Consider the following 24,989-nt stretch of genomic DNA (forward strand, 5'->3'; position numbering starts at 1 on the left):
AGACAAGCAGGTATGCGGGCAGTGCGCGATGCGCATTGTTTGTTGGGGCCGCGTCGGCTTCGCGTTTGACTACTGCTCTGATCAACTTCAAGGGCACGCGACATGACAGCATCCCTTTCCAGGTTCGCGCCGGGCTGGCGAACCCTCGGCCGGGCCGTGGCGCTGCCGGCAGCCCTGGCCGTTTTCAGCCCGGCCACCTTCGCCGCCGACGTGGTGGTCGTCACCGACAGCCGCCACCCGGTCAAGACCATGGGCGGCGAGCGGCTGATCGAGCTGGACGAAGCCCACAGGATTGAAGCGGAGCTTTCCGCGGGACTGCCCACCGACCCCGAACAGGCGACGGCCATCGTCAAGCGCCGGCTGAATGGCGGCGGTGCCGATCTGCAGCGACGCATCGCTTCCGCATACCAAGGCGTTACCGACGCATGGAGCCTCGGCATCACCAGCCTCCCGGCCGTGGTGGTGGACAGGCGCTATGTGGTCTATGGCGAGCCGGATGTGGCTCGCGCTGTCGCGCGCATCGAGCAGCACCGGAGGACCCAGCCGTGACCCGACCATTCGACCTGATGCGCCGCCTGCGCGCTGGCGTGGCTTCGTTGCTGCTGCTCAGCGCCACGGGCAGCTACGCCCTCAATACAGCGACCATCATCGGCTCGGTGGCATCGCCCGATTGCCTCGAATACCGCGTCGTCGGCATCTGCTACTGGCTCTACTGCACATGGACGGGCTGCACCGTGCGCACGTCGATCAAGGTGCGCCACTACATCCCCGATGCAGTGGTGTCGTCGTACTCGAATACCGGAGAAAACCCCTGGGTCGAAGTCCAGGCAATGAGCACGCCCAACCCGTCCGCCCAAGCTGGCGGCGACGGAACGACGAACGAGGATCACGAAAACAGCCTCGCCAAATTCAAGAACGCGGATGTCATCGGTCACCCCGGCGCAGAGGTGTTCAACCAGTTCGTCTCTTCGTCAGGCTACTTCTGTGAGGGCGCGGGCACGGCGTTTATGCCGTACTTGCTCAGCACCCTGGATACGCTGGCCTGGCGCTACAACGTGCCCGAGATGGCCTACCCGGAAGCGCTGATTCCGGGCCGGCGCGAAGTCGGTGCCCGTACCACGATGAATCTCTGGGGCAACGTGTATCCCCGTGGCGGCTTCCTGCACCAGACCGACGACTTCAAGGCCGGCGCAGTGGTGGCCCAGCGTGCGGGCGATGTGGTCACGCGCCGCGGGCAGATCCACGTCTATCAGCCGTTGCTTGCCAACTCCCGTGACGGCTACTGGCCGGCCGGCGCGCTGATGGAGGGCGATGCCTCGACCGGCAAGTGGCAAGAACTCACGCCCGTCCTGTCCTCGTCCTGCACGGTCTTCCCGCGCAGCGGCTTCCTTACCCAGGCCCAGCAAGGCGACTACGCATGGGCGCTGTGGCGGCCGTATGCCTGCTGCGAGCGCCGGGGCCAGGTGTTCCTGGGCAGCGTCGATTTCCTCTGAGGGGGTGCCATGAAGTTCCGTCCTGCATTCAATCCGTTCTCCCGCCGGGTACGTCGCACGGAGATCGTCCTGGCACTGGCCGGCGCGCTCGCGCTGGGCAGCGGCGTGGCCTGGGGTCAACTGGGATACCAGACCAGCGGCAGCGTCATCGGCGATGACGTCATGTACTCGATCGGTGGCGGCAACGCCGTGTCGATGGGACGTGCAGCCGGCATGCGCTCCATCGGTGTCGGCGTGGGTTGGAACAGCAACTTGATCTGCGGCGACATGAGCATCCAGACCACGTTGAAGAACCAACTTAACGGCATTACCAACGGCTTCCAGCAAATCATGTCGTCGGTGATCCAGAGTGCCACCAGTGCGGTGGCATCGTTGCCCGCACTGATCATCCAGCGGGCCGATCCCGGTCTGTACAACCTGCTCACCAATGGCGTGCTGCAGGCGCGGCTGGATTTCGACCGCAGCAAGCTGACGTGCCGTGCCATGGCCGAGAAGATGGCCGAAACGGCGGGCGGCCAACTCGGCTGGAGCCAGATGGCCGAAGGGCTGGCGCTGCGCGATGCCGTGTCGAGCACGGATGCGGTCTCGGCCATCGAGCAGGCCGAGACGCGCCGCGGCAATGACGGCGTGCCGTGGGTCGGGGGCAGCAACGCGGGCGGCTCCGGCCAGCCCGCGATCAAGGTCGTCGGCGATGTCACCCGCGCTGGCTACAACCTGGTCAACGGCCGCGGCGTGACCGACACCTCGTCCATTGCGCCGGCCAGTTGCAGCAGTCTCTCGTGCCAGACCTGGACCTCGCCGCAGGCTGCCGTCGAGTGGGCCACGCGCGTGCTCGGCGAGAAGGAGCAGCGCACGTGCGATGCCTGCACCAAGACCGAGACGACGCCGGGCGTCGGGCTCACGCCGCTGATCCAGGAGGAGTACGACGCCAAGCTGCAGGCGCTCCAGGACCTGGTAACCAAGGCCAAGAACACGACGCCGGAGAACCTGCGCGAAGCTGGCAGTGCGTCGCTGCCGATCACGCGCGGCGTGATCGAGGCGCTGCGCGACGAGCCCGACCAGCACCTGCTGTCGCAGCGCCTCGCGTCCGAGGTCGCGCTGGCATCCGTGCTGGAGAAAGCGCTGCTGCTGCAGCGCACGCTGCTCACGGGCAAGAAGGAGCCCAACGTCGCGGCGAACGAACTTGCCGTGGAGGCGGTGAACCACGAGAGCGACACGCTCGACCGTGAGATTCGCAACCTCAAGACCGAACTGGAGCTGCGGCGCGAACTGGCGAACAACTCGCCCATGGCGATCATCCAGCGCCACGGCGCGCGCGCGGCCGGTTCGCGCGGCATCTACGAGGGCGATCCTGTGCCGGACCGTCTCGACCAGCTCCAGAAGGGCAATCCGGGGAGTCGGCCATGAGCCCGGCGCGCATGGCCTGGCGGCCGCTGCGCTGGTTGTTCAGCCGGCGCGCGGCGAAGACGCTGCTGTGGCTGGTGCTTATCGTTGCCGCCGCAGTGGGGGCGAACGTCGCGGGCATCAACCTGGTCGGCAGCGTTGCAGGCTGGGAACGGTGGCTGGCGGCCTCCGCAGGGTATTTCTTCATCTGGCGGCTGTGCGTGTACGCGGCAACGGCCTATGGATGGTTCTGGATGCGCCGCCGGGTGCTGGCCCGCGAAGACCAAAGCGGGACAGATGGGCAGGCGCGGCGCCGGCTGATCCGTACCGAGGTCGCCGGCGTCGTCGCCATCGTCGCGCTGGAAGCCAGCCTGTTGATGCAGGCCGCTTGAGGGGAGATCGGGGCCATGACGCTCTTCACGACCGACTATCTGGAGTACTACCTCACCCTCGTGTCCTGGATCGTCAACAACGGTATCTGGGCCGTGCTGGTGTCCAGCGGGGTGTTCGCGCTGCCTTTCGTCGCCATCGTCGTGCAGGAGTGGCTGAAGGCCCGCGCGGAAGGCGCTGACGAGGGCAACAAAGGCGTTCTGAGTGCCGCCCGTATCGAGAACCGGGTGTTCGTCGCGATCGTGGTGGTGATGTTCGCGGGCATTCCGTTCATCGACGTGGACCTCAGCACCATCCAGTACGACAGCTCGCGCTCGGCGCAGTGCCAGGTCAGCGTGCCGCAGCCCACGGAAACCGGCTGGTCGCAGTCCTTCAGCACCATCAACAACCAGTCGGCGAAGGTGCCGGTCTGGTGGGCTTTCATGCACGCGCTCTCGCGCGCCGTCACGAGCGCCTCGGTAGCGGCGATCCCGTGCGGTACGGACCTGCGGCAGATGAGGATGGAGATCGACGCGACCCGCATTGACGACCCGGTACTGGCTCAGGAGGTCGCGGACTTCTCGCGGGATTGCTATGGGCCTGCGCGGGCCAAATTGTTCATGCAGCGCCCGGATCTCGATGAGCAGCAGATGCACGACGTAACCTGGATCGGCTCGCGCTTTTTCACGGACACGGGTGGCTACTACGACAGCTACCGCTCCAGCACGGCGCGCGAGGCATGGCCCTATGACGACACCCGCGATGCAGGCCTCGCGCAGGTTGCCAATGGTGGCGGCTACCCGACCTGCAGGCAGTGGTGGTCAGACGGCAGCAACGGCCTGCGCGCGCGGCTGCTGGGGCAAGTGGACCCGACCCTGCTGAATCGCCTGGCGGGCTGGGCCGGGTTCCTCAGCCGGGCCGAGGTGGACGATTCGGTGATCCGCGCCATCGCGTCACCGCGGCAGCAGAAACTGAACCAGGGCAGCGTCTATACGGACTACGGCGGCCAGATCGACAAGACCCTGCCGAACATCGTGACGCGCGCCACGGGCGACGTGGGGATGGCAGTCGGCGCGATTGCCGCGTTTCCTGCCATGGATGTCGTGCGCCAATCCCTGCCCATGATCCTCGCCTTACTGAAGATGGCGCTGGTCATCTGCATCCCGCTCGTGCTGGTTGTGGGCACCTACGACCTGAAGACGGTCGTCACCGTCAGCGTCGTGCAGTTCGCGCTGTTCTTCACGGACTTCTGGTTCCAGCTCGCACGCTGGATCGATTCAACGATTCTGGACGCGCTTTATGGCTGGGGCTTTGGCTGGAACCGGCCGCACACCAACTTTGACCCGCTGGTAGGGTTGAACAACGCCTTCGGCGACATGCTCCTGATGTTCGTCATGGGCACGATGTTCCTGGTTCTGCCGGGATTCTGGCTGGCGAGCCTTACCTGGGTTGGGATTCGGGCCGGGCACGTCATCCAGGGACTTTCCGATGGCAGCAAGAGCGCCGGCCAAGCTGGCGGCAAGGGTGCCGGGGCGCTCACCGGAGGAAAACTGAAATAGCGCGAGGCCGGTCAGTCGTCGGTGTACAACTCGTGCGACGTGTCGTTGTACAGGTTGGGATCGTAGCCCGGCGTCTTGCGCAGCTCGGTGAGGTCGGTGAAAGGCCACTCGTCCTCATCCGAAGTATTTGCAGCAGCAGCCCATCCCGCCGCCGCAACGCCCAGCATCACGAGTGCAAACCAAAACGCAACGTAGAGCAGCACCCCCAGTACAGCCAGCTTGGCTACCCACACGAGCGCGGTAGCGCCAGCTCGCGGCATGCCCTTGGACACCAACCAGTTCGACGCCCGCCGTTCGCGTCGCGCATAGGCACGCCATCCGCGGCCAAAGGCGCGGCCGAGGCGTTCTGCGGTGCTGGTGCGGGTCGTCGTGTTCATGGTCGTCTCCTGCTGTTGAGGAATGCCTATTCCAGTTTGCTCCACTTCATTCGGTTTGCGGCTTCAATGTGTTTTCTTGCTGCTTCAGGACGCTTCGTCATCCGGCCCCACCGGGCCGGGGTCGGGTTCAACGCCGATGCGGTAGGTAACAACGAAACGCGGCCAGTCCACATGGTCCACCAGGTCGATGTCCTCGATGACGCCAACCTTCGCTCCCGCACGCTCGAACAGGGCGATGCTCTTGGCGGGATAGTTGTTGCGCGACGGATAGAGCACCCCGTCGAACAGCGCCTGGCCATCATCTCCGAGCATCGCATGCACCTGGGCAGACACCCGCTGCGTGTGCGTGTAGTCGCGGCTGGCCAACTGCTCCAGGTTCAGGCCGAAGTAGCCCGCCATGACGCCCTGCGCCGTGAGATCGGCCAGAAACACGTCGTCCATCACGCCTACTGCGCGCACCATCCGGGCTTGGACTTCTTTCAGCGCGATCGAGCGTTGCGTGTCCGCAAGCCACTGGTGCTTGTGAAACACCGACTCCATCAGCGCCGTGGGCAGGTCGCGCCCCAGGTAGAGCACGCCGTAGGCCCCCGCTGGGTCATCGTAGCGATTCGTGCTGCTGCGGCCATAGTACAGCGGGCTGCCCCGATAGACGACGCGGCTCACATGCTGGAGCAGTTCACCGGCATCGATCAGGAACGAAGGCAGCTCGTGGCTCATGGCGGTCTCGCTTCAATGCACCTGGACGCCCAGCACGTTGAACACGGCCTCGGCCACGTCATCGATCGTGCCATGCGTCACCGCATCCACGGGCGAGCGACCACCCAGGCCTTCGAGGGGTTCGGACAGCGCGCGGTAGATCGTCCAGTGGTCGATGCCCTCGACCTCCTGGAGCACGGTTTGGGTCAACTGCTGCTTCACCGGGTCGAGCTGCCAGTCGGGCAGCTTCTGGCCGCGCGGCCCCACGTTCAGCGCCAGCAGCCGACGGGCGAGGATGTCCTTGTAGATTTGCTGGCGCGACTTGTCCGCCAGCTTGGCGAACTCGGCAGGCGGCAGGTTGTCCGGCTGGTTGAAGGCTTCCAGCAGCAAGGCGCGGCCTCGCTGGACATCGGTTTCAGCCGGTGTCCAGCGCGTGTCGGAGCGCAACGCGGCCGCCTTGCGCTGCAAGGCCTGCGCCACCGTTTCACCTTCCAGGTTGGCGGGCAGCGTCACCGCCTCCACGCGCTCGTGGATGAACGCCTGCAACTCAGCCGCGAACGCCGGTGCATCCCGGATTTCGACGGTATCGGCGAAGCGTCGCACATCCTCCACCGTGACTCGCGGCAGCCGGTCGGCAATGAATTCGATCGCAGTGGGCATGGTCAGCTCCCAGGTAGGTTTGAGACAGGATTCACTCTAGTCTCCTTTGTCGCATTTGTCAACTTAGTCGCCCGGGTGGGAGCCTACCTGGCGGTGTAGCGCCCCGGCAGCATAGGCCGGGGCCCAGCGCCAGGTCGCCGTCTAATCCATTCGTGCGGGTTCCGCATTGACGCTGGAGCCGCAGCCCAGGCCCCGCTATACCGAAACGGTTAAAGGCCAAAGGGTCGAAACGGCAAGGGAATGGGGTGCAAGGGGAAAGGCCCTACCTTGAAAAGGCCAAAAGGCCTCCCGCCCGGCCCGCCATCAGGACACCGACATGCTCTCCCTGTTCCAGCGAAAACGGCCCCCGGTCGCTGCCGCGCCGTCGCCAGCACCCGCCACCGACCTCCCGAAAGGGTTGATGCGGCCGGAGTCGGCCGCATCGTTGCTCGCCACCCCGCGCCGGCAGAAGCTGCTGGAACACATCTGGCAGCGCACCTCGCTTTCGCGCAAGCAGTTCGCCTCCCTGTACCGCGCGCCGCTGGAGCGCTACGCCGAGCTGGTCCAGGCCTTCCCGGCTTCCGAAGCGCATCACCATGCCTACCCGGGCGGCATGCTCGACCATGGCCTCGAAATCGTCGCCTACAGCCTAAAGCTGCGGCAGTCCCATCTGCTGCCCATCGGGGCCAGCCCCGAAGACCAGGCGGCGCAGGCCGAAGCCTGGACTGCGGCCGTCGCCTATGCCGCACTGCTCCATGACATCGGCAAGGTGGCCGTCGATCTGCACGTCGAGCTGGCCGACGGCAGCACCTGGCACCCATGGCACGGCCCGCTGCGCCAACCGTACCGCTTCCGCTACCGCGACGACCGCGAGTACCGGCTTCATAGCGCCGCGACAGGCTTGCTGTACCAGCAATTGCTCAATCGCGATCTGCTGGACTGGCTCAGTGGCTATCCATCCTTGTGGGCGCCGCTGCTCTACGTCTTGGCTGGGCAGTACGAGCACGCCGGGGTTCTGGGCGAGCTTGTCGTGCAGGCCGACCGCGCCTCCGTCGCCCAGGAGCTGGGCGGCGATCCCGCGCGCGCCATGGCCGCGCCCAAGCACTCGCTCCAACGCAAGCTGGTCAACGGGCTGCGCTACCTGCTCAAGGAAGAGCTGAAACTGAACCAGCCGGAGGCCTCCGATGGCTGGCTCACCGAGGACGCGCTGTGGCTGGTGAGCAAGACAGTCTCGGACAAGCTGCGCGCGCACCTGCTGTCCCAGGGGGTCGATGGCATCCCCGCGAACAACACGGCCGTGTTCAACGTGCTACAGGATCATGCCATGTTGCAGCCCACCGCCTCCGGCAAGGCCATCTGGCGCGCAACTATTACCAGTGAGAGTGGCTGGTCCCATGCCTTCACGCTCCTGCGCCTGGCCCCGGCGCTGATCTGGGAGCCCTCGGAGCGACCCAGCCCATTTGCGGGAACCGTGACCGTGGACAACGCCGGCGAGGCCGAGGACGGGCCGCGCCCGTCCGCACCCGACGCTGCATTGCTACCTGGAGCAGCGGTGGCAACGGAGAAGGAGCCCGCAGCAAGCAGCCGTCCAGATCAGTCGGGCGGAAGTCACGCCATACCTCCCAGCACGCAGCGCAATCCGGCCGACCCACTGGAAAGCATGCTGGCGATGTTCGAGACAACGCCTGAGCCGGAGCAGTCCGTCGAAGCCCCGCCAGAGGGTGCCGACGATGCAGCGGTGCCGCTCGACCCTCCCGCATCGGCCCCAGGTCCTTCGGCGCCGACCGCCGCGCCTGCGCCGCACGATTTCGCCTCATTTACCGGGCGGCCATCGGGCGAGCATTTCATGGCCTGGCTGAAACAGGCCGTCCAGACCCGCAAGCTCATCATCAATGACGCCAAGGCCCTGGTACATACCGTGTCCGACACGGTTTACCTGATCAGCCCTGGTGTTTTCCAGCGCTACGCACAAGAGCATCCAACCATTGGGCCGCTTGCGAAGGACGCGGCCCTGCAGGACTGGCAGTGGGTGCAGAAGCGCTTTGAAAAACTCGGACTCCACAGGAAACAGCCATCGGGTCTGAACATCAGGACGTGCGAGGTCATGGGACCGCGCAAAACGCGCCAGGTGCATGGCTATTTGCTCGAAGACCCATCGCACATATTCGATGCCGTTCCACCGAACAATCCTTATCTGTCGCTCAAATAGCCGACTAAGAGGGGAAGTGCCACACGTTCTGTTTGAACGGGTGGCAAGCTTCAGTCGATCCGAAGAGGCTCGAACGACTTGACGAGTTGGTCCACCGCCTTGACCTGCCGCAGCAGCGGTTCGAGCGTGTCCAGTGGCAGAGCGCTGGGTCCGTCACAACGTGCATGCGCCGGGTCGGCGTGTGCTTCGAGGAACAAACCGCCAATGCCGACCGCCATGCCGGCCCGCGCGAGTTCGGGCAACTGTTGGCGACGCCCACCCGAAGCCAACGCATCCGCTTCTCGCCGCTGCAGGCTATGGGTTACGTCGAACACCAGTGGCAGGCCACTGCTGGCAACGCTCATTTCGCGGAAGCCCAACATGTCCACGACGAGATTGTCGTAGCCGAACTGCGTGCCACGCTCGCACAGCAGGACGCGCGGGTTGCCAGCCTCGTGCAGTTTGTGGACGACATGCCTGATCTGGCCCGGGCTGAGGAACTGCGGCTTCTTGACATTCACTACCCGACCGGTGCGGGCAATGGCGTCCACCAGATCGGTCTGCCGGGCCAGGAAGGCCGGAACTTGCAGTACGTCGGCAACGGCAGCGACCTGCATGGCCTGCTCAACCTCATGCACGTCGGTCAAGACTGGGCATCCGAACCGCGACTTGACCGCATCGAGGACCCGCAGCCCTTCCTCCAGGCCGACACCTCGGAAAGAATGGATCGACGAGCGATTGGCCTTGTCGAACGACGCCTTGAAAACGAAGGGTATCCCCAGCTTGCGCGTCACCTCCGCGAAGTGCTCAGCCGCAGCCAGGGTCGTATCGAGATCCTCGATGACGTTGATGCCGCCGAACAGCACGAACGGCAGGTCGTTGGCGACTGTGATGCCCTCGGAAATGGCGACGTGCAGGGAGGTGGCTGATGATGTCGATCGCATAAAAATTCCTCTCGTGATGTCAACGACCGCAGGCGAAAGCGCCGAGCGTCGTCGGCGAAGAATGCCTCACGGTCTTGAGCTTTGCGTGCAGACGCGTCCACAACAGCGCTTACAGGGTCCGACCGGGGTCCGCACCGGCGACTCCGCCCGTGACCACGGTCTTCCTTCAGCGGCTCACTGAAGACCGAGCGCCTTCATCAGCCTCGGCTTCTGGCTCGCGAAGGTGCCATAGAAGACCTCGTCGCCGACGATCGTGATCGGGGCCACGCGCACGCCGGTTCGTGACTTGGCCTCCGCGGAAATCTTCGGGTCGGTCAGGTCGCGCTCTTCAAACGCGATGCCCTGCTGGGACAACCACTCCTTTAGTGCCCGGCAGTCCGGGCAAGTTGGAGTGCTATAGATGAGGATGCGCGGGGTGTTGGCTTGGTTCATGGTCGTGCCTTCACTTGCCCCGAGCGACAAGCCAACTCTTCATCATGGCGATCTCGCCTTCCTGCGCGGAGATGACCTCCTGAGCCAACTTGCGGACCTCCGGGTTCTTGCCGTACTGCAGCGCCACCTTGGCCATGTCGATCGCACCCTGGTGGTGCGGGATCATGCCGCGCATGAAGTCCACATCGGCGTCGCCGCTGAAGTCGATCATCATGTCCGCATGCATGCGGTCGTTGCCGGCACGGTAGGCGGCCGTCGAGGCATCGCCCGAGCTGCCGGCCGCCGCCTGCTGGCCGTTGTCGCCCAGCCACTTGTTCATCATGGCGATCTCGCCTTCCTGCACGGTGATGACCTCCTGGGCCAGCTTGTGAACCTCCGGGTCCTTGCCGTACTGCAGCGCCACCTTGGCCATGTCGATCGCGCCCTGGTGGTGCGGGATCATGCCACGCATGAAATCGACGTCGGCGTTGCCAGTGAACTGCGCTCCCATCCCGGCGTGCATCTGGTCGTTCACGGCGCGATACGCGGTCGTGGAAGGACTGTCATTGGCCGAGGCGCTGGAGGGCATCGCGTGCCCTTGGTGACCTCCGCCCGCACTGGCCTGCATCGCTTCACCCGACGGGACGACCACCTTCTTCTGGACGGCCATCAGGCCGGCGGCGACCACGACGGCGCCCGCAATGAACAAGAGGCTGAACTTGTTGACCTTCATGAAAAAACTCCTTGAATGAGGTTGATGGGTTCACTGTAGGGCCTCCCATTGTTGGAAGGTCAAGCCCTTATTTCGCCCGTCACTTGGCGCTGCACGGCGGTGTGCCCATGCCCATTTCAGTTGCAAGTAATTCTCAACAAAGGTAGGATGTTAGGACGTTAATAGCGAGAGTCCAGGATCATGTCCCAGCAACCGAAAGTTCACGACACCAGCGATTTCCCCATCGTCCGCTTCGACGGCGCAAGCATCTACAACGGATACAGCAGCGCCTGGTGCGCGGAAATGGATGAACTCGTCGCCTGCGGAAAGCCCTTCGTGCTTATCTACGTCGCGGGAGGGCCAGAAGAGACTCTCGACGATCGCGCTCAGCGCGGCGTCTGGCTGAAGACTCACAAGGAGACGCTTGGCGGCACATTGCTCGCGCTCATCCACGTCGAACCGGATTCGGATAAGCGAGCCCAGTTGGAGGCCATGCTGCCAAAGCTCGTCCAGGCTTTCGGTACACCGCAGTCCACCCGGGCCACCCACGCCGATGCCGAGGCGCTGGCCCGGTATGTCCTGGCGGGTGGTCGCGTCGAAGATTCGATATGAACAGCACCGTCCGGTCGCTGTAGCGCACCAAGGGCCTATCCATGAGGACCGGCTACCGCGTGCTCTCCGGGAAACAACCCGCGTTCCGATCAACGGGGCCGGCGACCGGCTGCTCGATGGAAAGCGGCATTGCCAGCGCGGGAGTCGCGCTCGGATCAACCCGATTTCTCAAGTGCCGCAATCAGCGGAGCGACCACGTTCCGCACAGCCGCCGCAGCTGCTTCTCCATCCTGGCGCTCGATAGCATCCACGATCGCCTCATGGGTCGCGAGACCCGGCTCGGGCAGTTCCTTGTCCTTCAGCGCAGTCAGCGTGTTCATGCGGACCGAGTTCGCGAAGTAGCGGTACAGCTCAGCCAGCGCGCCGTTGCCGCACATCCCGGCGATCGCGCAGTGGAAAGCCGTATCGGCCTCGGCAAAGGCCGCGCTCGATGCGTGTTGCTCCTGCTCGCCGCGGGCCTTCAACAGTCGGCGCAGCAGCCCAACGTCCGCCTTGGACCGATGCACCGCGGCCAACCTGGCCGCCTCGGTTTCCAGCATGCAGCGCAACGCGAAGTGCTCTCGCAAGCCGGAACGCCCGACACGGCGCATGACCTCGGCCGGATCGATATTGGTTCGCACGTAGGTGCCATCACCCTGGCGGACTTCCAGGACCTGGCCGTGCGAGAGCACGCGAATGGCTTCCCGCACCGTGTTGCGGCCAACCTCCAGCATCTCGGCCAGTTCCTGCTCCCTGGGGATGCGCTCGCCGACCTTCCAGGCGCCTCCCTCGATCTGGCCGCGGATCAGCTCAATCGTCGAATCGACGAGCGAACGCCGCGGCGCCTGTGGGAGTGTGAAGCGGTTATTCATCGCGGTTCTCAAATGACGTAGAGACGGGAGCCCATCGGACCTCGATTGTAGCAACTCAGGCCTTATACATAGGATGATTCTATGTATTTGACAAAAGAGCAATTGCCGACGGCCTGTGCTTCGTTGCGCGCGACATGCGATTTTCCACCACGCCCGTGCGAGCGGGATTTTTTTCAACACCTTTTGGAGTATTTCGACCATGAACAACATGCAGCACGCCCTGTCATTCAGGCCCCTTCGTTCTTCAGACGGCTTGCGCTGCCGTCCGGTGCAGGCTTTGGGAGCGATATTCCTCGGGCTGGCTTCACTCGCCTATAGCGTCACGTCGCAGGCGGCAGATGAGCCAGAGAACGTGAAGGTGGTCCGGCAATACCTTGACGCCTGGAATGGCGGGCGAACCGACGCGATGGAAAAAGTGCTCGATTCCAACGTCGTCTATTTCAATACCAGCAATGAAGCGTCCCGCACTGGGCCTCAAGCCATTACCGAAGTCTCGCAGTTTCTGATGAAAATCCTGCCCGACCGAAAAATGAAAATCCGTTCGCAGCCGGTTGCCTCCGGCGATGGTGTGGCGATCGAGTGGGAATTCACCGCCACCAAGAACAGCAATGGCGGGACGTCGCCCTCCAGTTCGACCATCAGTTATTTCGGCGCGAGCTTCTTCCGTGTTTCGAACGGAAAGATTGTCTATGCCAGCGACTACTACAACCACAACACCATGCAGAAGCAGCTTCAGCAGTAACGTAAATCCGCAAACAGGAAATCACCGACATGTCCCGCTTCATCATGCACAAGCCCTCGGCGCCGCCAGCGCAGCGGTGAGGCAAGCGCTTTTCCTCAATCCAAGGTAATTGCGCTGGTGACTTGATGAATATCTGACACGCCGGTTATCGAGCCTTGTCTCGATGAAATAGAAATCCCGAATGAAACTACCAACCACGAAGCAGGAACTCCTTGACAAGGTTCGCGCCAGCCACCGAAAGCTCGGGGTAGAAGCTGCCACCATTCCCGCCAGCCACTACCGGCACACGGCCATGATCTGGCAGGAGCCGCGCCTGCATACCAACGCTGCGATGGTCCTGGTGGACGTCATCGTCTGGAACACGATGATCCTGCAGTTCGCGCATGATCGGACGCCTGGACCTTCGGCGTCCTTTTACTCGCCGAGTGCGATGGCGCAGCGGGCCGAGCGTCTTTCTGCCGGCTTCCAGCGCCGTTTCGCGGGCAGAGACCTTCGCGAGCTGGAAGCCATGCTCACGGAGGGACAGGACCGGGTGCTCGACTGCGTGGCGCACCATTCGAACGCCTCGCTTTTCGATCCCGCGTTGAGCCCGATGAAGACCCTCGGGCGCAAGATCCAGTTCTTCACCTCCACCGCCTACGACGACGCGCTGTCGAGGCTGCGCCAGTGGAAGCAGGTGCTGTAGCGGCCGAGGCGACCCACTGCGCGGAGCGCCTCTTGCACCGCTCCGATCAGACCGGAGCTGGCAGCGCCGGCTTTCGCGCGGCCTGCCACAGCAGCGGCACCAGGATCAGCGCCAGGGCCGGGAAGATCATCCAGTTGACCGCCTGCCAGCCCGAGCTGTGCAGGATCGATCCCGCGAGGAACGACACGGCCGCCGTGGCGGCGAAGACGAAGAAATCGTTCATGCCCTGCGCCTTGCTGCGCTCGGCCGGGGTGTGGCAATCGGTGACCATCGCCGTCGCGCCGATGAAGCTGAAGTTCCAGCCGATGCCCAGCAGCGCCAGCGAGCCCCAGAAGTGGGACAGGCCGAGCCCGCCCAGGGCCACCACCCCGGAGGCGGCGAGCAGCACCATGCCGACGGCGGTCACGCGCTCCTTGCCGTAGCGCACCATCAGTCGTCCTGTGAAAAAGCTCGGCCCGAACATCGCCAGCAGGTGCCACTGTATTCCTAGGGCGGCGTTGTCCACCGAATGCCCGTGGTTGACCATCGCCACCGGCGCGGCCGTCATCACGAACGCCATCACCCCATAGGACACCACGCCCGCAGCCACGGCCAGCAGATAGCGCGGCATCGCCAAGAGCTGCAGCACCGTCCGACCGCTATCGGCGACTGCTTCGGCCTGGGTCTGGCTCGGCGTGCGCAGCATCAGCAGGATCGGCAAGGCGATCAGCGGCAGCAGCGCCTGGCTGAGGAAGCTGCCAACGTAGGGCGTGCCCGCTACCGCATCGCGCGTGAAGATCACCAACTGCGGCCCGATGATGGCGCCCGCGAGACCGCCCACCATGACCCAGGAAATGGCCTTGGCCTTAAGCGCGTCCTCGGCGGTGACGGCGGCTGCGAAGCAGTAGCCCACAGCAGGAAATCGAACTATGAAACGAATAACCCCTTTCCTTCTGGTCGCAGTACTCGGGGGCACTGAAGCAGGCCAGCGTGTCTACTCATCGCGCATGAATTGCCTGACAACCTTTCAAATTTAGAGAAGATAAATTGAAGTTCTGACGGGAATTTCTCAGTAAAAGAATCCTATCTTTCTCGTCAACAGACTGAACGGCACCCCCTGAGTTTTTATGCATATATTCAAGATCGGCAAATTCTTTAATGATTCACCACAAAAAAGGCGGGAAGCCCATTGAGCGATCCCGCCATAGCAAAAAACTCAAACATGCTCACATCAGGAAACTTTACCCTGAAACGATCCCTTGAAATTTAAGCGCATAGTAATAATAAGATTTAGCCATTAGCCGAATCTTCCAAAGTTGGCGCACTGCTTGCTACGTTTTTAAGCGACTCCGCCATAGTGAAGTACGGAGACCACTGTTTTGCAAGTTGGTCAACCGTAAGTCCTGCGGAGATAATATAGGTTGCAGCTGCAATAACCTCTCCAGCAGATTCGCCTACCATATGAATACCCAGAATCCTTCCTGTCTCACGCTCGGATATCATCTTGATTATCCCTTTGTCGTGACGACTTACAATAGCACGTAGAACAAAGGAAACCGGAATTTCACGAACATCATAGGCAATTTGGGCCGCCTCAGCCTGCATAGGAGTCATGCCGACAGCAGCCATCTCGGGCGACGTGAAAATGACGCGGGGCAAGGCGGTGTAGTCTAGGGACCGAGGCTCGTTGCCCAGAGCATTGCTCGCGGCCACGGTCCCCTGCGCACTAGCGACATACACTAATTGAGCCATACCAGTGACATCGCCCGCTGCCCAGATGCGAGGATTTGAGGTTCGCAGATGTTCGTCCACAATTATTTCGCCTCGATCGCCCCTGGACACATTGACAGCATCCAAGTTGAGTCCTTCAGTTGCCGGACGGCGCCCCGTCGCTATGAGAATCTTATGGGCGAAAATTTGCTGAGTACGTCCTTCGGCGACGACAGTTGCAAGCACCCCGCTCTCGTGTGGTACGACGTTTGTCAGATTGGCGCCAGTATGGAACATGATGCCCTCCGCTGACAGCGCCTGCTCCAGTGCCGCAGAAATCGCGGGATCCTCGAACGGTGCAATTCGAGGAGCTATCTCGACCACTTCAACCTTGCTGCCCAGTCGAGCGAACAATTGACCTTGCTCCAGACCGATCGCATTGCCGCCGACGACCAGCATGGACTCAGGCACCTGCTCAAGGGACATGGCCGAGCCGGAAGTGAGAAAGTCCACCTCACTGAGGCCAGGAATGGAAGGAATGAATGGCGCTGCCCCACTGGCGATCAGTACCTGCTTGGCGTACACCAGGTTTGTGTTTCCGTCTGAGTCCGCGACGACGAGCGCTACGATATCTGGCTCATCTGACGCTACAAAGGTCGCCTTGCCGCGAAATACCGCAATACCTGCATCCTTGGGTGCTTGTACATGGAAAGACTGCCGGAAGTGCCCGATCATTTGATCTTTATCTCTGACAAGCAAAGACAAGTCGACAGGCCCGGCCGAGGTCGCTATACCTGGGAACTTCCCATGCGCAGCAGACATGCGAGCAGAAGCCGCCGCAAGCAACGTCTTTGAAGGAACGCATCCTACATTGAGACAGGTCCCTCCTGCCAACCCCTGTTCGATCATGGCGACTGTTTTGTCGAGCCTACGTGCTTCGTTCGCTGCGGCTCTAGCCGCCGAACCGGAACCTATCGTGACTAGATCATAGATGACGGAGGGCTGTTGTGCGGAAGCCGCTGTTGTCGTGTTCATAAAAGAAGCCTCAAGGAAATTGCAAAGAAAGAGACAGATCGGTCTCCTTGAGGGATTGTAGACAACCCTGTCTCCTTGTGTCAACATGTCGCGTATGAATCCTCACAACGATGAATAACATCATGGACAAAAAAGAACAGTTAGTCGCAACTGCCTTTAACCTTTTTTATAAGTACGGCATTCATGCTGTTGGCATCAATCGGGTACTTGAAGAGTCCGGCATTGCCAAGAAAACGCTATATAACCATTTCTCCAGCAAGGAAGATCTAATTGCTGCGACCGTCGAATATTGTGATCAGCAGTATTTCTCTTGGCTCGATTTGCGTTTGCACGAAGCGACGCCAGGTAGGGACGCCTTGTATGCCATGCTTGATGCTTTTGACGATCTGTTTCAGGGTCTCGATCAATCCAAGCCACTTTTCTTGGGTTGTTATTTCATTAATGTCAGCGCCGAATTCAGCAATCCGGATCATGATATACATAAGCTTTGCGCCCGAAACAAAGAGGCTATGCTGCGATGGATCACACACCACACTTCACTTGTCATAACGTCCAGAGAATCGATAGTTCAAATCTCTGAAACAATTGCTATGTTGCTTGAAGGGGCGATTATTCAGGCTCACGTTCTTGGAGATCTGCACGCTGCTCGCAAAGCCAAAGCCGTGGTTAAACTGCTTCTTGATAAATCTAACTAACTAACTAACTAACTAAATTCATCTGTCCATACAACTCTTTGACCATCAATAAAGGTGGAACGGCAAAGTAGCTTTCCGAAGTTTCAGCAGTGGAGACAAGTCGTGTAGTGCCGGAACGGGCCACTTATCGGCTTCCAGTCCTCGATCAATGCCCCAAGTCAAGTCAGTTGCAACCGTACCGCCCCTGCCACAGCAGCGGCACCAAGATCAGCGCCAAGGCCGGGAAGATCATCCAGTTGACCGCTTGCCAGCCCGAGCTGTGCAGGATCGACCCCGCGAGGAACGACACGGCCGCCGTGGCGGCGAAGACGAAGAAGTCGTTCATGCCCTGCGCCTTGCCCCGCTCGGCCGGGGTGTGGCAGTCGGTGACCATCGCCGTGGCGCCGATGAAACTCAAATTCCAGCCGATGCCCAACAGCGCCAGCGAGCCCCAGAAGTGGGACAGGCCGAGCCCGCCCAGGGCCACCACCCCGGAGGCGGCGAGCAGCACCATGCCGACGGCGGTCACGCGCTCCTTGCCGTAGCGCACCATCAGTCGCCCGGTGAAGAAGCTCGGCCCGAACATCGCCAGCAGGTGCCACTGTATTCCTAGGGCGGCGTTGTCCACCGAATGCCCGTGGTTGACCATCGCCACCGGCGCGGCCGTCATCACGAACGCCATCACCCCATAGGACACCACGCCCGCAGCCACGGCCAGCAGATAGCGCGGCATCGCCAAGAGCTGCAGCACCGTCCGACCGCTATCGGCGACTGCTTCGGCCTGGGTCTGGCTCGGCGTGCGCAGCATCAGCAGGATCGGCAAGGCGATCAGCGGCAGCAGCGCCTGGCTGAGGAAGCTGCCAACGTAGGGCGTGCCCGCTACCGCATCGCGCGTGAAGATCACCAACTGCGGCCCGATGATGGCGCCCGCGAGACCGCCCACCATGACCCAGGAAATGGCCTTGGCCTTAAGCGCGTCCTCGGCGGTGTCGGCGGCTGCGAAGCGGTAGCTCTGCACATACGCGCCGTAGAAGCCCGCCAGGAAGGTGCCGGCGCAGAAGATCCAGAACGAGGCCAGCATGATGCCCAACGCGGCGATCAGGCCCGAGGCCACGCCGAAGCCGACCCCCACCACGTATCCGTTGCGGCGGCCATGGTGCCGCATGATGAAGGCGGCAGGCAAGGTGCCGATGGCAAGACCCAGGCCGAACAGACTCACGGGCAAGGTGATCCAGGCCGAATTCTTGGCAAGCTGCTGGCCGACCAGCCCACCCAGCGACATCACGATGGGCGCGCTGGCGCCGCCGAGCGCCTGCGCGGCGGTGAGAACGCCGATGTTTCGGCGCGTGATGCTCTGGTCGGTCATGGGCGTCTTTCTTATTCGTTTGTCTGGCCGGAAATATTACACGCATGAATATATATTCAGTTATATGGACATGCGATGCTCACGAACCATCGCGAGCCGGTCCATCCTCGGAAGCCCCGGCGGAAGCAGCACCGTGCAGGGCCAATGCGAGCAGGTGCTCTTTCACCTGGATCAGTTGCTCCATGCGTTCCTCAACACAGGCGAGATGGCCTTGGACAGCCTGCCTTAGCAGCTCAGGTTCCAGGAACCCCTCATGTGCCCAACCCAGTAGGCGGCGCACGTCATCCAGGCCGATTCCCGAGGCACGGTAGTTGCGAATCAGGTGAAGCCGTTCGACATGGGCCGGGCCATAGCGCCGATAGTTGTTGCGTGACCGCTCCGGGGCTTGCAACAGGCCCTCCCGCTCGTAGAACCGAATGTTCTCCGGGGGGGTGCCCGTCAAGCGCGCAAGTTCACCGATCCTCATCCGGTTCTCCGTGCGCAACGATGGGGAACGCCGCCGTTGCGCATAGCCCTTATCCCGGCGACCGGGCGGATGGTTGCCCGGTGGCGCCCGATTGCACCGTGTGCTCAGTCCAGCCGCCACCCAGCGCCTTGTAGAGGTGGATGAGGTTGTTCAGCCGCGTCAGGCGCGTGCGCACCAGGGTCTGCTGCGCACCGTACTGTGTGCGTTGCGCATCGAGCAAGGTGAGGTTGTCGTCCACGCCTTCCTGGAAGCGTTGCTCGGCTAGTTGGTAGGCTTTCTGGCTAGCCGCTACCAGGAGCTGCTCCGAGCGGATCTGCTCATCAAGCGTGCGCTTGCCCGCCAAGCCGTCAGCCACCTCAGCAAAGGCCGCCTGGATAGACTTCTCGTAGTTGGCGATTTCGATCCTCTTTTGTACCTGTGCCACGTCCAGATTGGCTCGCAACGCGCCGCCGCGGAAGATGGGCAGCGTGATCTGCGGCAGGAAGCTCCAGGCCCGCGAGCCCGAATCGAACAGGCCGTCCAGCGAAGCGCTGGCCGTGCCCGCCGAGCCCGTGAGGCTAATCGTCGGGAAGAACGCGGCCCGCGCCGCGCCGATGTTGGCGTTGGCGCCGATCAGCATCTGCTCGGCGGCGCGGATGTCCGGCCAACGCGCGAGCAGTTCGGACGGCAGGCCGCTCGGCAGGTCGGTCGGCACGATGTCGTCCGGCAGCGCCACGGCCTCGTCAAGCTGCCGGGACAGCTCCGGCGTCAGCGGCTGGCCCAGCAGCAGCACCAGCGCGTTGCGGTCCTTGGCCGCCTGCCGCGTGTAGGCGGCGCGGTTGGCCTCGGCGGTGCGCAGCGCGATCTCCGCGCGGCGCAGGTCGAGCTGCGTGGAATTTCCCGCTTCCACCAGTTGGGTGGTCAGGTCATAGGAGCGCTTCTGTGTGGCGAGGGTGTCGCTCGTCAGGCGCAGCAGTTCCTGGTCGGCGCGCAGCGTGAGGTAGGCGCTGGCCACCTCGGACACCAGGCTCATCTGCGTGGCGATGCGGGTCTCGTCGAGGGCCAGGTAGGACGCCAGCGCCCGGTCGTTGAGGCTGCGGATGCGGCCCCACAGGTCCAGCTCCCAGGCGGCCGTCACCCCGGCCACGTCGTAGCGCCGGAGCACGTCGCTTTGCCCCGTGGTACTGAGGTCGGCCGGTACGCGCTCTGACGCGCCGCGGGCGGAAACGCCCAGGTTCGGCAGCATCTCGGCACGCTGGATACGGTACAGCGCCTGAGCCGCCTCCACGTTGAGCGCGGCTTTGTGCATGTCGCGGTTGTTCTCCAGCGAAATGCCGATCAACTGCTGCAGCAGCGGGTCGCGGAAGAAGTCCCGCCAACCGATCTCGGCCGTGATCGCGTCGTCGGGCGTCGCGGCCGCCAGTTCCACATAGGCCGCGCCCGAGGGATAGGCCGTGTCGATCGGCGCTGCGGGCCGGTCATACTTCGGTGCCATGGAGCAGCCAGCCAGCGCCGCCGCGAGGGCGAGCGGCGCCAGCGTCCTGGCGGGTCGTGTGAATGCGAAAGATGTTTTCATGTCGTATGTCCTCCTGGCCGTCATGCGTGCTGGTCGGTCATGCCGCCACGGGCATGGCGCGCTTCGCGGCGCAGCGCCAGCTTGCGCACCACAACGTAGAACACCGGCGTCAGCACCAGGCCGAATACCGTCACGCCCAGCATGCCGGCGAACACCGCGATGCCCATGGCGTGGCGCATCTCGGCGCCCGCACCGCTGGCCAGCACCAGCGGCACCACGCCAGCGATGAAGGCGAACGACGTCATCAAGATCGGGCGCAGCCGCAAGCGCGCGGCTTCGAGCACGGCTGCCAGCGGATCGGCCCCTTCGCTTTCCTTCGCGCGGGCGAACTCCACGATCAGGATCGCGTTCTTGGCAGCCAGGCCGACCAGCACCACGAAACCGATCTGCGTGAAGATGTTGTTGTCGCCCCCAGAGAGCCAGACGCCGGCGATCGCCGAGAGCAGCGCCATGGGTGCAATCAGCAGCACAGCGAACGGCAGCGACCAACTGTTGTACTGGGCCGCCAGGAACAGGAAGGCGAGCAGCACCGCCAGCGCGAAGATGTAGATCGCCGTGTTGCCAACCCGTTTTTCCTGGAAAGTCAGGTCCGTCCATTCGTAGGTCATACCGTCCGGCAGCGATTCGCTCACGATCTTCTCAATCGCGGCGGTGGCCTGGCCGGACGAGTAGCCCGGCGCTGGCCCGCCGCTGATGTCGGCCGAGGGAAAGCCGTTGTAATGCATCACCCGGTCGGGGCCGGAACTGCGCTCGATGGTCGCGATCGCGCTCAGCGGGATCATGTCGCCCGCTGCATTGCGCACCTTGAGCATGCCTATGTCCTCAGCCTGCATGCGGAACTGCGCATCGGCCTGGGCCATGACCCGGTAGGTGCGACCGAAGCGGTTGAAGTCGTTGACGTAGAGCGAGCCAAGGTTGACCTGCAGGGTGTCGAACACCTCGGTCAGCGATACGCCCTGCGACTTGGCCTTCACCCGGTCGATGTCCACCTGCAACTGCGGCGCATTGGTCTGGAAGCTGGCGAGCATGTTCGCCAGTTCGGGCGCCTGCATGGCCTTGCCCATGATCTGGCCCTGTGCCTGCGCAAGCGCCTCGGGACCCAGGCCCGCCCGGTCCTCGATCTGCAGCTTGAAGCCGCCCATCGAACCCAGGCCCGGCACCGGCGGCGGCGGGAAGATGCCAACGAAGCCGTCCGGGATCTGGCTGAACTTGCCCATGAGCTTGCCCTGGATGGCGAAGGCCGACAGCGACGGGTCCTTGCGCTCATCGAAGGGCTTGAGCATGGCGAACATCAGCGCGGTGTTCGGCTGGTTCACCGGTCCATTGACCGACAGGCCCGGGAAGGCCACCACGCTCTCGACGCCCGGCTCAGCCAGTGCGATCTTGGTCATCTCCTTGACGACCGCCTCGGTGCGATCCAGCGAGGCGCCGGTCGGAAGCTGGGCGATGCCCACGAGATAGTACTTGTCCTGGGCCGGCACGAAGCCCGCAGGCACCTTGTGGAAGCCCAGCCAGGTCAGGCCCAGGAAGCCGACGTAGAGCAGCAGCACGATGGCGCTGCCGCGCACCGCGCGGCGCACGCCCCCGACGTAGGAATTCGAGGCGCGATCGAAGAAGCGGTTGAAGCGGCGGAAGAAGCCGCCGAACACGCCGTCGATGATGCGCGTGAGACGATCGGGCTTGGCCGCGCCGTGGTGCGGCTTGAGCAGGATGGCGGCCAGCGCTGGCGACAGCGTAAGCGAGTTGATCGCCGACAGGATGGTCGAGAACGCGATGGTCAGCGCGAACTGGCGATAGAACTCGCCCTGCAGCCCCGACAGGAACGCCGAGGGGATGAAGACCGCTGCCAGCACCGAGGTGATGGCCAGGATCGGGCCAGTCACTTCATCCATCGCCTTGCGCGCCGCATCCTTGGGCGATTCGCCCAGCGCCATGTGGCGCTCCACGTTCTCCACCACCACGATGGCGTCATCCACCACGATGCCGATGGAGAGCACGAGGCCAAACAGCGACAGCGTGTTCAGCGAGAAGCCGAACATGTGCATCACCGCGAACGTGCCGACCAGCGAGACCGGCACGGCGATCAGTGGAATGATCGACGCGCGCCAAGATTGCAGGAACAGCACCACCACGATCACCACCAGGAGGATGGCCTCCAGCAGCGTGACGGCGACGGACTGGAGCGAGGCGCGCACGAAGACTGTGGGGTCGTAGGCGATCTTGTACTCGATGCCTTCGGGGAACTTGGCCTGCAGCCGCTCCATCGTCGCGCGCACCGCGCTGGACGTGTCCAGGGCATTGGAGCCGGGCGTCATCAGGATTTGCAGGCCGACCGCGTTCTCGCCGTCGAGCTGGCCGCGCATGGTGTAGTTGTCCGAGCCCAGTTCCAGGCGTGCGACGTCGCGCAGGCGGGTCACCTGGCCGTTGGCGCCGGCCTTGATCACGATGTCGCCGAACTGCTCTTCGGTGGTCAGGCGCCCCAGCGCATTGACGCTGACCTGGAAGGCGGCCGACGCATTCGGCTGCTGGCCGATCGAGCCGGCTGCGACCTGCACGTTCTGCTCGCGGATGGCGGCGACCACATCGCTGGCGGTCATGCCCCGCGATGCGACCTTCTCGGGGTCGAGCCAGACGCGCATTGCGTACTCGCCTTCACCGCCGATGATCACGTTGGCGATGCCCGGCAGGCGCGCCAGTTCGTCGCGCACGTTGAGCATCGCGTAGTTGGACACGTACAGCGGGTCGTAGCGGTCCCCCGGCGAGAGCATATGCACCACCATGAGAATATCGGGCGCGGTCTTGTCGGTGACCACGCCGATGCGCTGGACCTCGGGCGGCAACCGGGGCAGCGCGCGTGAGACGCGGTTCTGCACCTGGATCTGCGCGACGTCGGGGTCGATGTGCTGCTCGAACGAGATGGTCAGCACCATCCGCCCGTCCGTGGACATCTGGGACTGCATGTACATCATGCCTTCCACGCCGTTGACCGCCTGCTCCAGCGGCGATGCCACGGTGTCGGCGATCACCTGCGGGTTGGCGCCGGGATAGCTGGCGGTGACCTGCACCGTCGGCGGCGTGACCTGGGGGTACTCGCTCAGGGGGAGCTGGAAATAGCTGATCGCGCCCGCGATCAGCATCAGCACCGACAGGACGATGGCGAAGATCGGCCGGTTGATGAAGAAGCGGGGGAAATTCATTTGCGGGCCTCCGCCGAGCCGGCCGCGCCGTCAGCCTTGGCGGGGTCCGCGCCACCGGCCTTGGCAGGCGCCGCAGCGGGAGCCGGAGCGTTTGCCGCAGCCTTGGTCGCGCCGGTCGCGCCGGCGGCCGGTGCCGCGGGCGCCTGCATGGGCACCATGCGCGGCGTGACCGCCATGCCGGGGCGCACGAGGCCCTTGATGATGATCTTCTCACCGGCCTGCAGGCCGCCGTTGATGACGCGCAGCCCGTCCACCACCGGCCCCAGTTCGATGGGCCGGTACTGGGCCTGGTTGTTCTCGCCCACGACCAGCACGTAGTTGCGCCCTTGGTCGGTGCCCACGGCCTGATCGTCGATCAGGACGGCCTCGCGCGCCGCGCCGGTGGACAGCTTGGCCCGGGCGAACATGCCGGGTGCCATGCGCCCATCCGGGTTGGGCACAACGGCGCGCGCGCGGATCGTGCCGGTGCTTCGGTCAATGGTGTTGCCCACGAAGTCGAGCGCGCCCCTGTGCGGGAAACCCTTGTCCGTGGTCAGCCCGACCTGCACGGGCAGCGAAGCCTTGCTACCGGCGCCCGCAGCGGGCCGCGAGCGGCTGACGACGTTGAGATAGGTGGCCTCATCAATGTCGAAGTACACGTGCAACGGGTCGATGGATACGATCGTGGTCAGCAGCGTGGCCGCGCCGGCGCCGCCACCGCTGACCAAGTTGCCCTCGGTCACGAGCACGCGGTCGACGCGCCCGGCGATGGGCGCAGTGACGCGGGCGTAGGACAGGTCCAGCTGAGCCGCAGCAACGGCGGCCTTAGCCGCCTGCACCTGAGCCTGGCGCGCGTTGCGTGCGGAGGCGGCATCGTCATAGGTCTTGCGCGCGACGGCGCCGGTCGCCACCAGGCGCTCGGCGCGGTCAAAGTCGGCCTGGGCCTGGCTGGCCAGCACCTCGGCCTGACGCAGTTGCGCCACGGCCGTGTCGAGCGCAACCTGGAACGGCCTCGGGTCGATCTGGAACAGCAGTTGGCCCTTGCGCACGAGGCTACCTTCGGGAACGCTCACCGCATCGACGGCGCCGCCGACCCGCGAGCGCAGCTCGACGGTCTTGGGCGCGGCCAGGAAGCCGGTGTACTCGGCCGATGGCGCGACCGTGCGGTAATGACCTCGGCCACGGGCACCTGCGGCGCCATCGGCGCGCCCGCCGGGGGCGCCGCGGCCTTGCCCTCGTCCTTGGCGTCGCGGGCAGCGATCGCTATCCCCCCGACGGCTGCGATGACGCCTGCCACCACAATGATTCTGATTTTTTTACGCATGGAAGTGACCCTTTCTTGGATGCAGGACTCCGGCCCTTCCGAA

The 24,989-nt window shown here is 63.7% G+C and carries 23 protein-coding genes and 1 pseudogene; 10 read left to right on the plus strand and 14 right to left on the minus strand.

All coding sequences use genetic code 11. From position 1 onward, the window contains the following. The first annotated feature begins 102 nt into the window (after positions 1-102). From APH34_RS11355 to APH34_RS11375, 5 genes are read left to right on the plus strand one after another with little or no spacing between them, the layout of a single operon-like run. Complete coding sequence (locus tag APH34_RS11355; RefSeq protein ID WP_003821119.1) at positions 103-549, plus strand: TIGR03757 family integrating conjugative element protein; 447 nt, start codon at positions 103-105, stop codon at positions 547-549. Beyond that, complete coding sequence (locus APH34_RS11360) at positions 546-1,493, plus strand: TIGR03756 family integrating conjugative element protein (protein WP_012614067.1); 948 nt, start codon at positions 546-548, stop codon at positions 1,491-1,493. The genes APH34_RS11355 and APH34_RS11360 overlap by 4 nt, the downstream gene beginning before the upstream one ends. Positions 1,494-1,502: 9 nt before the next feature. Then, a complete protein-coding gene (locus APH34_RS11365) occupies positions 1,503-2,900 on the plus strand; it encodes an integrating conjugative element protein (RefSeq protein ID WP_003821123.1) in 1,398 nt (465 codons plus the stop codon). Next, positions 2,897-3,268: a hypothetical protein gene (locus tag APH34_RS11370; protein WP_003821125.1), complete on the plus strand. Its 372-nt coding sequence runs from the start codon at positions 2,897-2,899 to the stop codon at positions 3,266-3,268. Before APH34_RS11365 ends, APH34_RS11370 begins: the two co-directional genes overlap by 4 nt. A gap of 15 nt (positions 3,269-3,283) precedes the next feature. Next, positions 3,284-4,804: a conjugal transfer protein TraG N-terminal domain-containing protein gene (locus APH34_RS11375; RefSeq protein WP_003821126.1), complete on the plus strand. Its 1,521-nt coding sequence runs from the start codon at positions 3,284-3,286 to the stop codon at positions 4,802-4,804. Positions 4,805-4,815: 11 nt separating this feature from the next. Here APH34_RS11375 and APH34_RS11380 read toward each other — a convergent pair whose 3' ends face one another. The 3 genes from APH34_RS11380 to APH34_RS11390 form a co-directional block, all read right to left on the minus strand. Further along, on the minus strand, positions 4,816-5,181 hold the full coding sequence (locus tag APH34_RS11380; protein ID WP_003821127.1) for a DUF3742 family protein: 366 nt from the start codon (positions 5,179-5,181) through the stop codon (positions 4,816-4,818). A gap of 84 nt (positions 5,182-5,265) precedes the next feature. Further along, on the minus strand, positions 5,266-5,898 hold the full coding sequence (locus APH34_RS11385) for an RES family NAD+ phosphorylase (protein ID WP_012614066.1): 633 nt from the start codon (positions 5,896-5,898) through the stop codon (positions 5,266-5,268). Positions 5,899-5,910: 12 nt separating this feature from the next. Further along, on the minus strand, positions 5,911-6,537 hold the full coding sequence (locus tag APH34_RS11390) for an integrase (protein ID WP_003821129.1): 627 nt from the start codon (positions 6,535-6,537) through the stop codon (positions 5,911-5,913). A gap of 316 nt (positions 6,538-6,853) precedes the next feature. On the opposite strand from APH34_RS11390, the gene mobH reads away from it, so the two are divergent. Then, complete coding sequence (gene mobH / locus APH34_RS11395) at positions 6,854-8,725, plus strand: MobH family relaxase (RefSeq protein WP_003821130.1); 1,872 nt, start codon at positions 6,854-6,856, stop codon at positions 8,723-8,725. Between the two features lie 50 nt (positions 8,726-8,775). Here the strand turns inward: mobH and kdsA are convergent, their stop codons facing one another. The 3 genes from kdsA to APH34_RS11410 all read right to left on the minus strand — a co-directional run bounded on the left by kdsA (position 8,776) and on the right by APH34_RS11410 (position 10,792). Continuing rightward, positions 8,776-9,648 carry a 3-deoxy-8-phosphooctulonate synthase gene (gene kdsA, locus APH34_RS11400; protein WP_054901199.1) on the minus strand — a complete coding sequence of 291 codons (873 nt, stop codon included), beginning with the start codon at positions 9,646-9,648 and terminating at the stop codon, positions 8,776-8,778. A gap of 174 nt (positions 9,649-9,822) precedes the next feature. Next, complete coding sequence (locus APH34_RS11405; protein ID WP_003821132.1) at positions 9,823-10,080, minus strand: glutaredoxin family protein; 258 nt, start codon at positions 10,078-10,080, stop codon at positions 9,823-9,825. Between the two features lie 10 nt (positions 10,081-10,090). Further along, complete coding sequence (locus APH34_RS11410; protein WP_003821133.1) at positions 10,091-10,792, minus strand: DUF305 domain-containing protein; 702 nt, start codon at positions 10,790-10,792, stop codon at positions 10,091-10,093. Between the two features lie 180 nt (positions 10,793-10,972). On the opposite strand from APH34_RS11410, the gene APH34_RS11415 reads away from it, so the two are divergent. After that, positions 10,973-11,383 carry a hypothetical protein gene (locus APH34_RS11415; RefSeq protein ID WP_012614065.1) on the plus strand — a complete coding sequence of 137 codons (411 nt, stop codon included), beginning with the start codon at positions 10,973-10,975 and terminating at the stop codon, positions 11,381-11,383. A 155-nt stretch (positions 11,384-11,538) separates the two neighbouring features. On the opposite strand, the gene APH34_RS11420 is transcribed toward APH34_RS11415, so the two are convergent. Beyond that, complete coding sequence (locus APH34_RS11420; RefSeq protein ID WP_003821135.1) at positions 11,539-12,234, minus strand: FadR/GntR family transcriptional regulator; 696 nt, start codon at positions 12,232-12,234, stop codon at positions 11,539-11,541. Between the two features lie 199 nt (positions 12,235-12,433). Here APH34_RS11420 and APH34_RS11425 point away from each other — a divergent pair, with 199 nt between their 5' ends. Beyond that, positions 12,434-12,976, plus strand: a complete 543-nt coding sequence (locus tag APH34_RS11425) for a nuclear transport factor 2 family protein (protein ID WP_015912832.1) — start codon at positions 12,434-12,436, stop codon at positions 12,974-12,976. A gap of 181 nt (positions 12,977-13,157) precedes the next feature. Further along, positions 13,158-13,661, plus strand: coding sequence for a ClbS/DfsB family four-helix bundle protein (locus APH34_RS11430; protein ID WP_003821138.1), 504 nt, complete (start codon positions 13,158-13,160; stop codon positions 13,659-13,661). A gap of 46 nt (positions 13,662-13,707) precedes the next feature. Here APH34_RS11430 and APH34_RS11435 read toward each other — a convergent pair whose 3' ends face one another. Next, positions 13,708-14,553, minus strand: a complete 846-nt coding sequence (locus tag APH34_RS11435) for an MFS transporter (RefSeq protein ID WP_024082530.1) — start codon at positions 14,551-14,553, stop codon at positions 13,708-13,710. A 377-nt stretch (positions 14,554-14,930) separates the two neighbouring features. Next, positions 14,931-16,472: a mercury(II) reductase gene (gene merA, locus APH34_RS11440; protein WP_223656231.1), complete on the minus strand. Its 1,542-nt coding sequence runs from the start codon at positions 16,470-16,472 to the stop codon at positions 14,931-14,933. Positions 16,473-16,507: 35 nt separating this feature from the next. Between merA and APH34_RS11445 the strand changes: the two genes are divergently transcribed. Beyond that, positions 16,508-17,080, plus strand: coding sequence for a TetR/AcrR family transcriptional regulator (locus APH34_RS11445; RefSeq protein WP_017638772.1), 573 nt, complete (start codon positions 16,508-16,510; stop codon positions 17,078-17,080). Between the two features lie 163 nt (positions 17,081-17,243). Here the strand turns inward: APH34_RS11445 and APH34_RS11450 are convergent, their stop codons facing one another. The 5 genes and pseudogenes from APH34_RS11450 to APH34_RS11470 all read right to left on the minus strand — a co-directional run bounded on the left by APH34_RS11450 (position 17,244) and on the right by APH34_RS11470 (position 24,946). Further along, positions 17,244-18,425, minus strand: a complete 1,182-nt coding sequence (locus tag APH34_RS11450) for an MFS transporter (RefSeq protein ID WP_012614063.1) — start codon at positions 18,423-18,425, stop codon at positions 17,244-17,246. A 79-nt stretch (positions 18,426-18,504) separates the two neighbouring features. Continuing rightward, positions 18,505-18,891 (minus strand): MerR family transcriptional regulator, encoded by a 387-nt coding sequence (locus APH34_RS11455; protein WP_015912830.1) that lies wholly within the window; start codon positions 18,889-18,891, stop codon positions 18,505-18,507. A 49-nt stretch (positions 18,892-18,940) separates the two neighbouring features. Next, positions 18,941-20,446, minus strand: a complete 1,506-nt coding sequence (locus tag APH34_RS11460) for an efflux transporter outer membrane subunit (RefSeq protein ID WP_054901200.1) — start codon at positions 20,444-20,446, stop codon at positions 18,941-18,943. A 20-nt stretch (positions 20,447-20,466) separates the two neighbouring features. Next, positions 20,467-23,643 carry an efflux RND transporter permease subunit gene (locus APH34_RS11465; protein WP_012614062.1) on the minus strand — a complete coding sequence of 1,059 codons (3,177 nt, stop codon included), beginning with the start codon at positions 23,641-23,643 and terminating at the stop codon, positions 20,467-20,469. Then, a pseudogene (locus APH34_RS11470) lies at positions 23,640-24,946 on the minus strand (efflux RND transporter periplasmic adaptor subunit). The gene APH34_RS11465 and the pseudogene APH34_RS11470 overlap by 4 nt, the downstream one beginning before the upstream one ends. Positions 24,947-24,989: the final 43 nt, after the last annotated feature.

Source organism: Pseudomonas sp. NBRC 111131, assembly GCF_001320525.1.
Taxonomy (GTDB): Bacteria; Pseudomonadota; Gammaproteobacteria; order Pseudomonadales; family Pseudomonadaceae; genus Aquipseudomonas; species Aquipseudomonas ceruminis.

Coding starts and splice junctions, on each gene's coding strand:
- APH34_RS11355 (WP_003821119.1), top strand. CDS start 103: ATGACAGCATCCCTTTCCAGGTTCGCGCCGGGCTGGCGAACCCTCGGC.
- APH34_RS11365 (WP_003821123.1), top strand. CDS start 1,503: ATGAAGTTCCGTCCTGCATTCAATCCGTTCTCCCGCCGGGTACGTCGC.
- APH34_RS11370 (WP_003821125.1), top strand. CDS start 2,897: ATGAGCCCGGCGCGCATGGCCTGGCGGCCGCTGCGCTGGTTGTTCAGC.
- APH34_RS11375 (WP_003821126.1), top strand. CDS start 3,284: ATGACGCTCTTCACGACCGACTATCTGGAGTACTACCTCACCCTCGTG.
- APH34_RS11380 (WP_003821127.1), bottom strand. CDS start 5,181: ATGAACACGACGACCCGCACCAGCACCGCAGAACGCCTCGGCCGCGCC.
- APH34_RS11385 (WP_012614066.1), bottom strand. CDS start 5,898: ATGAGCCACGAGCTGCCTTCGTTCCTGATCGATGCCGGTGAACTGCTC.
- APH34_RS11390 (WP_003821129.1), bottom strand. CDS start 6,537: ATGCCCACTGCGATCGAATTCATTGCCGACCGGCTGCCGCGAGTCACG.
- mobH (WP_003821130.1), top strand. CDS start 6,854: ATGCTCTCCCTGTTCCAGCGAAAACGGCCCCCGGTCGCTGCCGCGCCG.
- kdsA (WP_054901199.1), bottom strand. CDS start 9,648: ATGCGATCGACATCATCAGCCACCTCCCTGCACGTCGCCATTTCCGAG.
- APH34_RS11405 (WP_003821132.1), bottom strand. CDS start 10,080: ATGAACCAAGCCAACACCCCGCGCATCCTCATCTATAGCACTCCAACT.
- APH34_RS11410 (WP_003821133.1), bottom strand. CDS start 10,792: ATGAAGGTCAACAAGTTCAGCCTCTTGTTCATTGCGGGCGCCGTCGTG.
- APH34_RS11415 (WP_012614065.1), top strand. CDS start 10,973: ATGTCCCAGCAACCGAAAGTTCACGACACCAGCGATTTCCCCATCGTC.
- APH34_RS11420 (WP_003821135.1), bottom strand. CDS start 12,234: ATGAATAACCGCTTCACACTCCCACAGGCGCCGCGGCGTTCGCTCGTC.
- APH34_RS11425 (WP_015912832.1), top strand. CDS start 12,434: ATGAACAACATGCAGCACGCCCTGTCATTCAGGCCCCTTCGTTCTTCA.
- APH34_RS11430 (WP_003821138.1), top strand. CDS start 13,158: ATGAAACTACCAACCACGAAGCAGGAACTCCTTGACAAGGTTCGCGCC.
- merA (WP_223656231.1), bottom strand. CDS start 16,472: ATGTTGACACAAGGAGACAGGGTTGTCTACAATCCCTCAAGGAGACCG.
- APH34_RS11445 (WP_017638772.1), top strand. CDS start 16,508: ATGGACAAAAAAGAACAGTTAGTCGCAACTGCCTTTAACCTTTTTTAT.
- APH34_RS11450 (WP_012614063.1), bottom strand. CDS start 18,425: ATGACCGACCAGAGCATCACGCGCCGAAACATCGGCGTTCTCACCGCC.
- APH34_RS11455 (WP_015912830.1), bottom strand. CDS start 18,891: ATGAGGATCGGTGAACTTGCGCGCTTGACGGGCACCCCCCCGGAGAAC.
- APH34_RS11460 (WP_054901200.1), bottom strand. CDS start 20,446: ATGAAAACATCTTTCGCATTCACACGACCCGCCAGGACGCTGGCGCCG.
- APH34_RS11465 (WP_012614062.1), bottom strand. CDS start 23,643: ATGAATTTCCCCCGCTTCTTCATCAACCGGCCGATCTTCGCCATCGTC.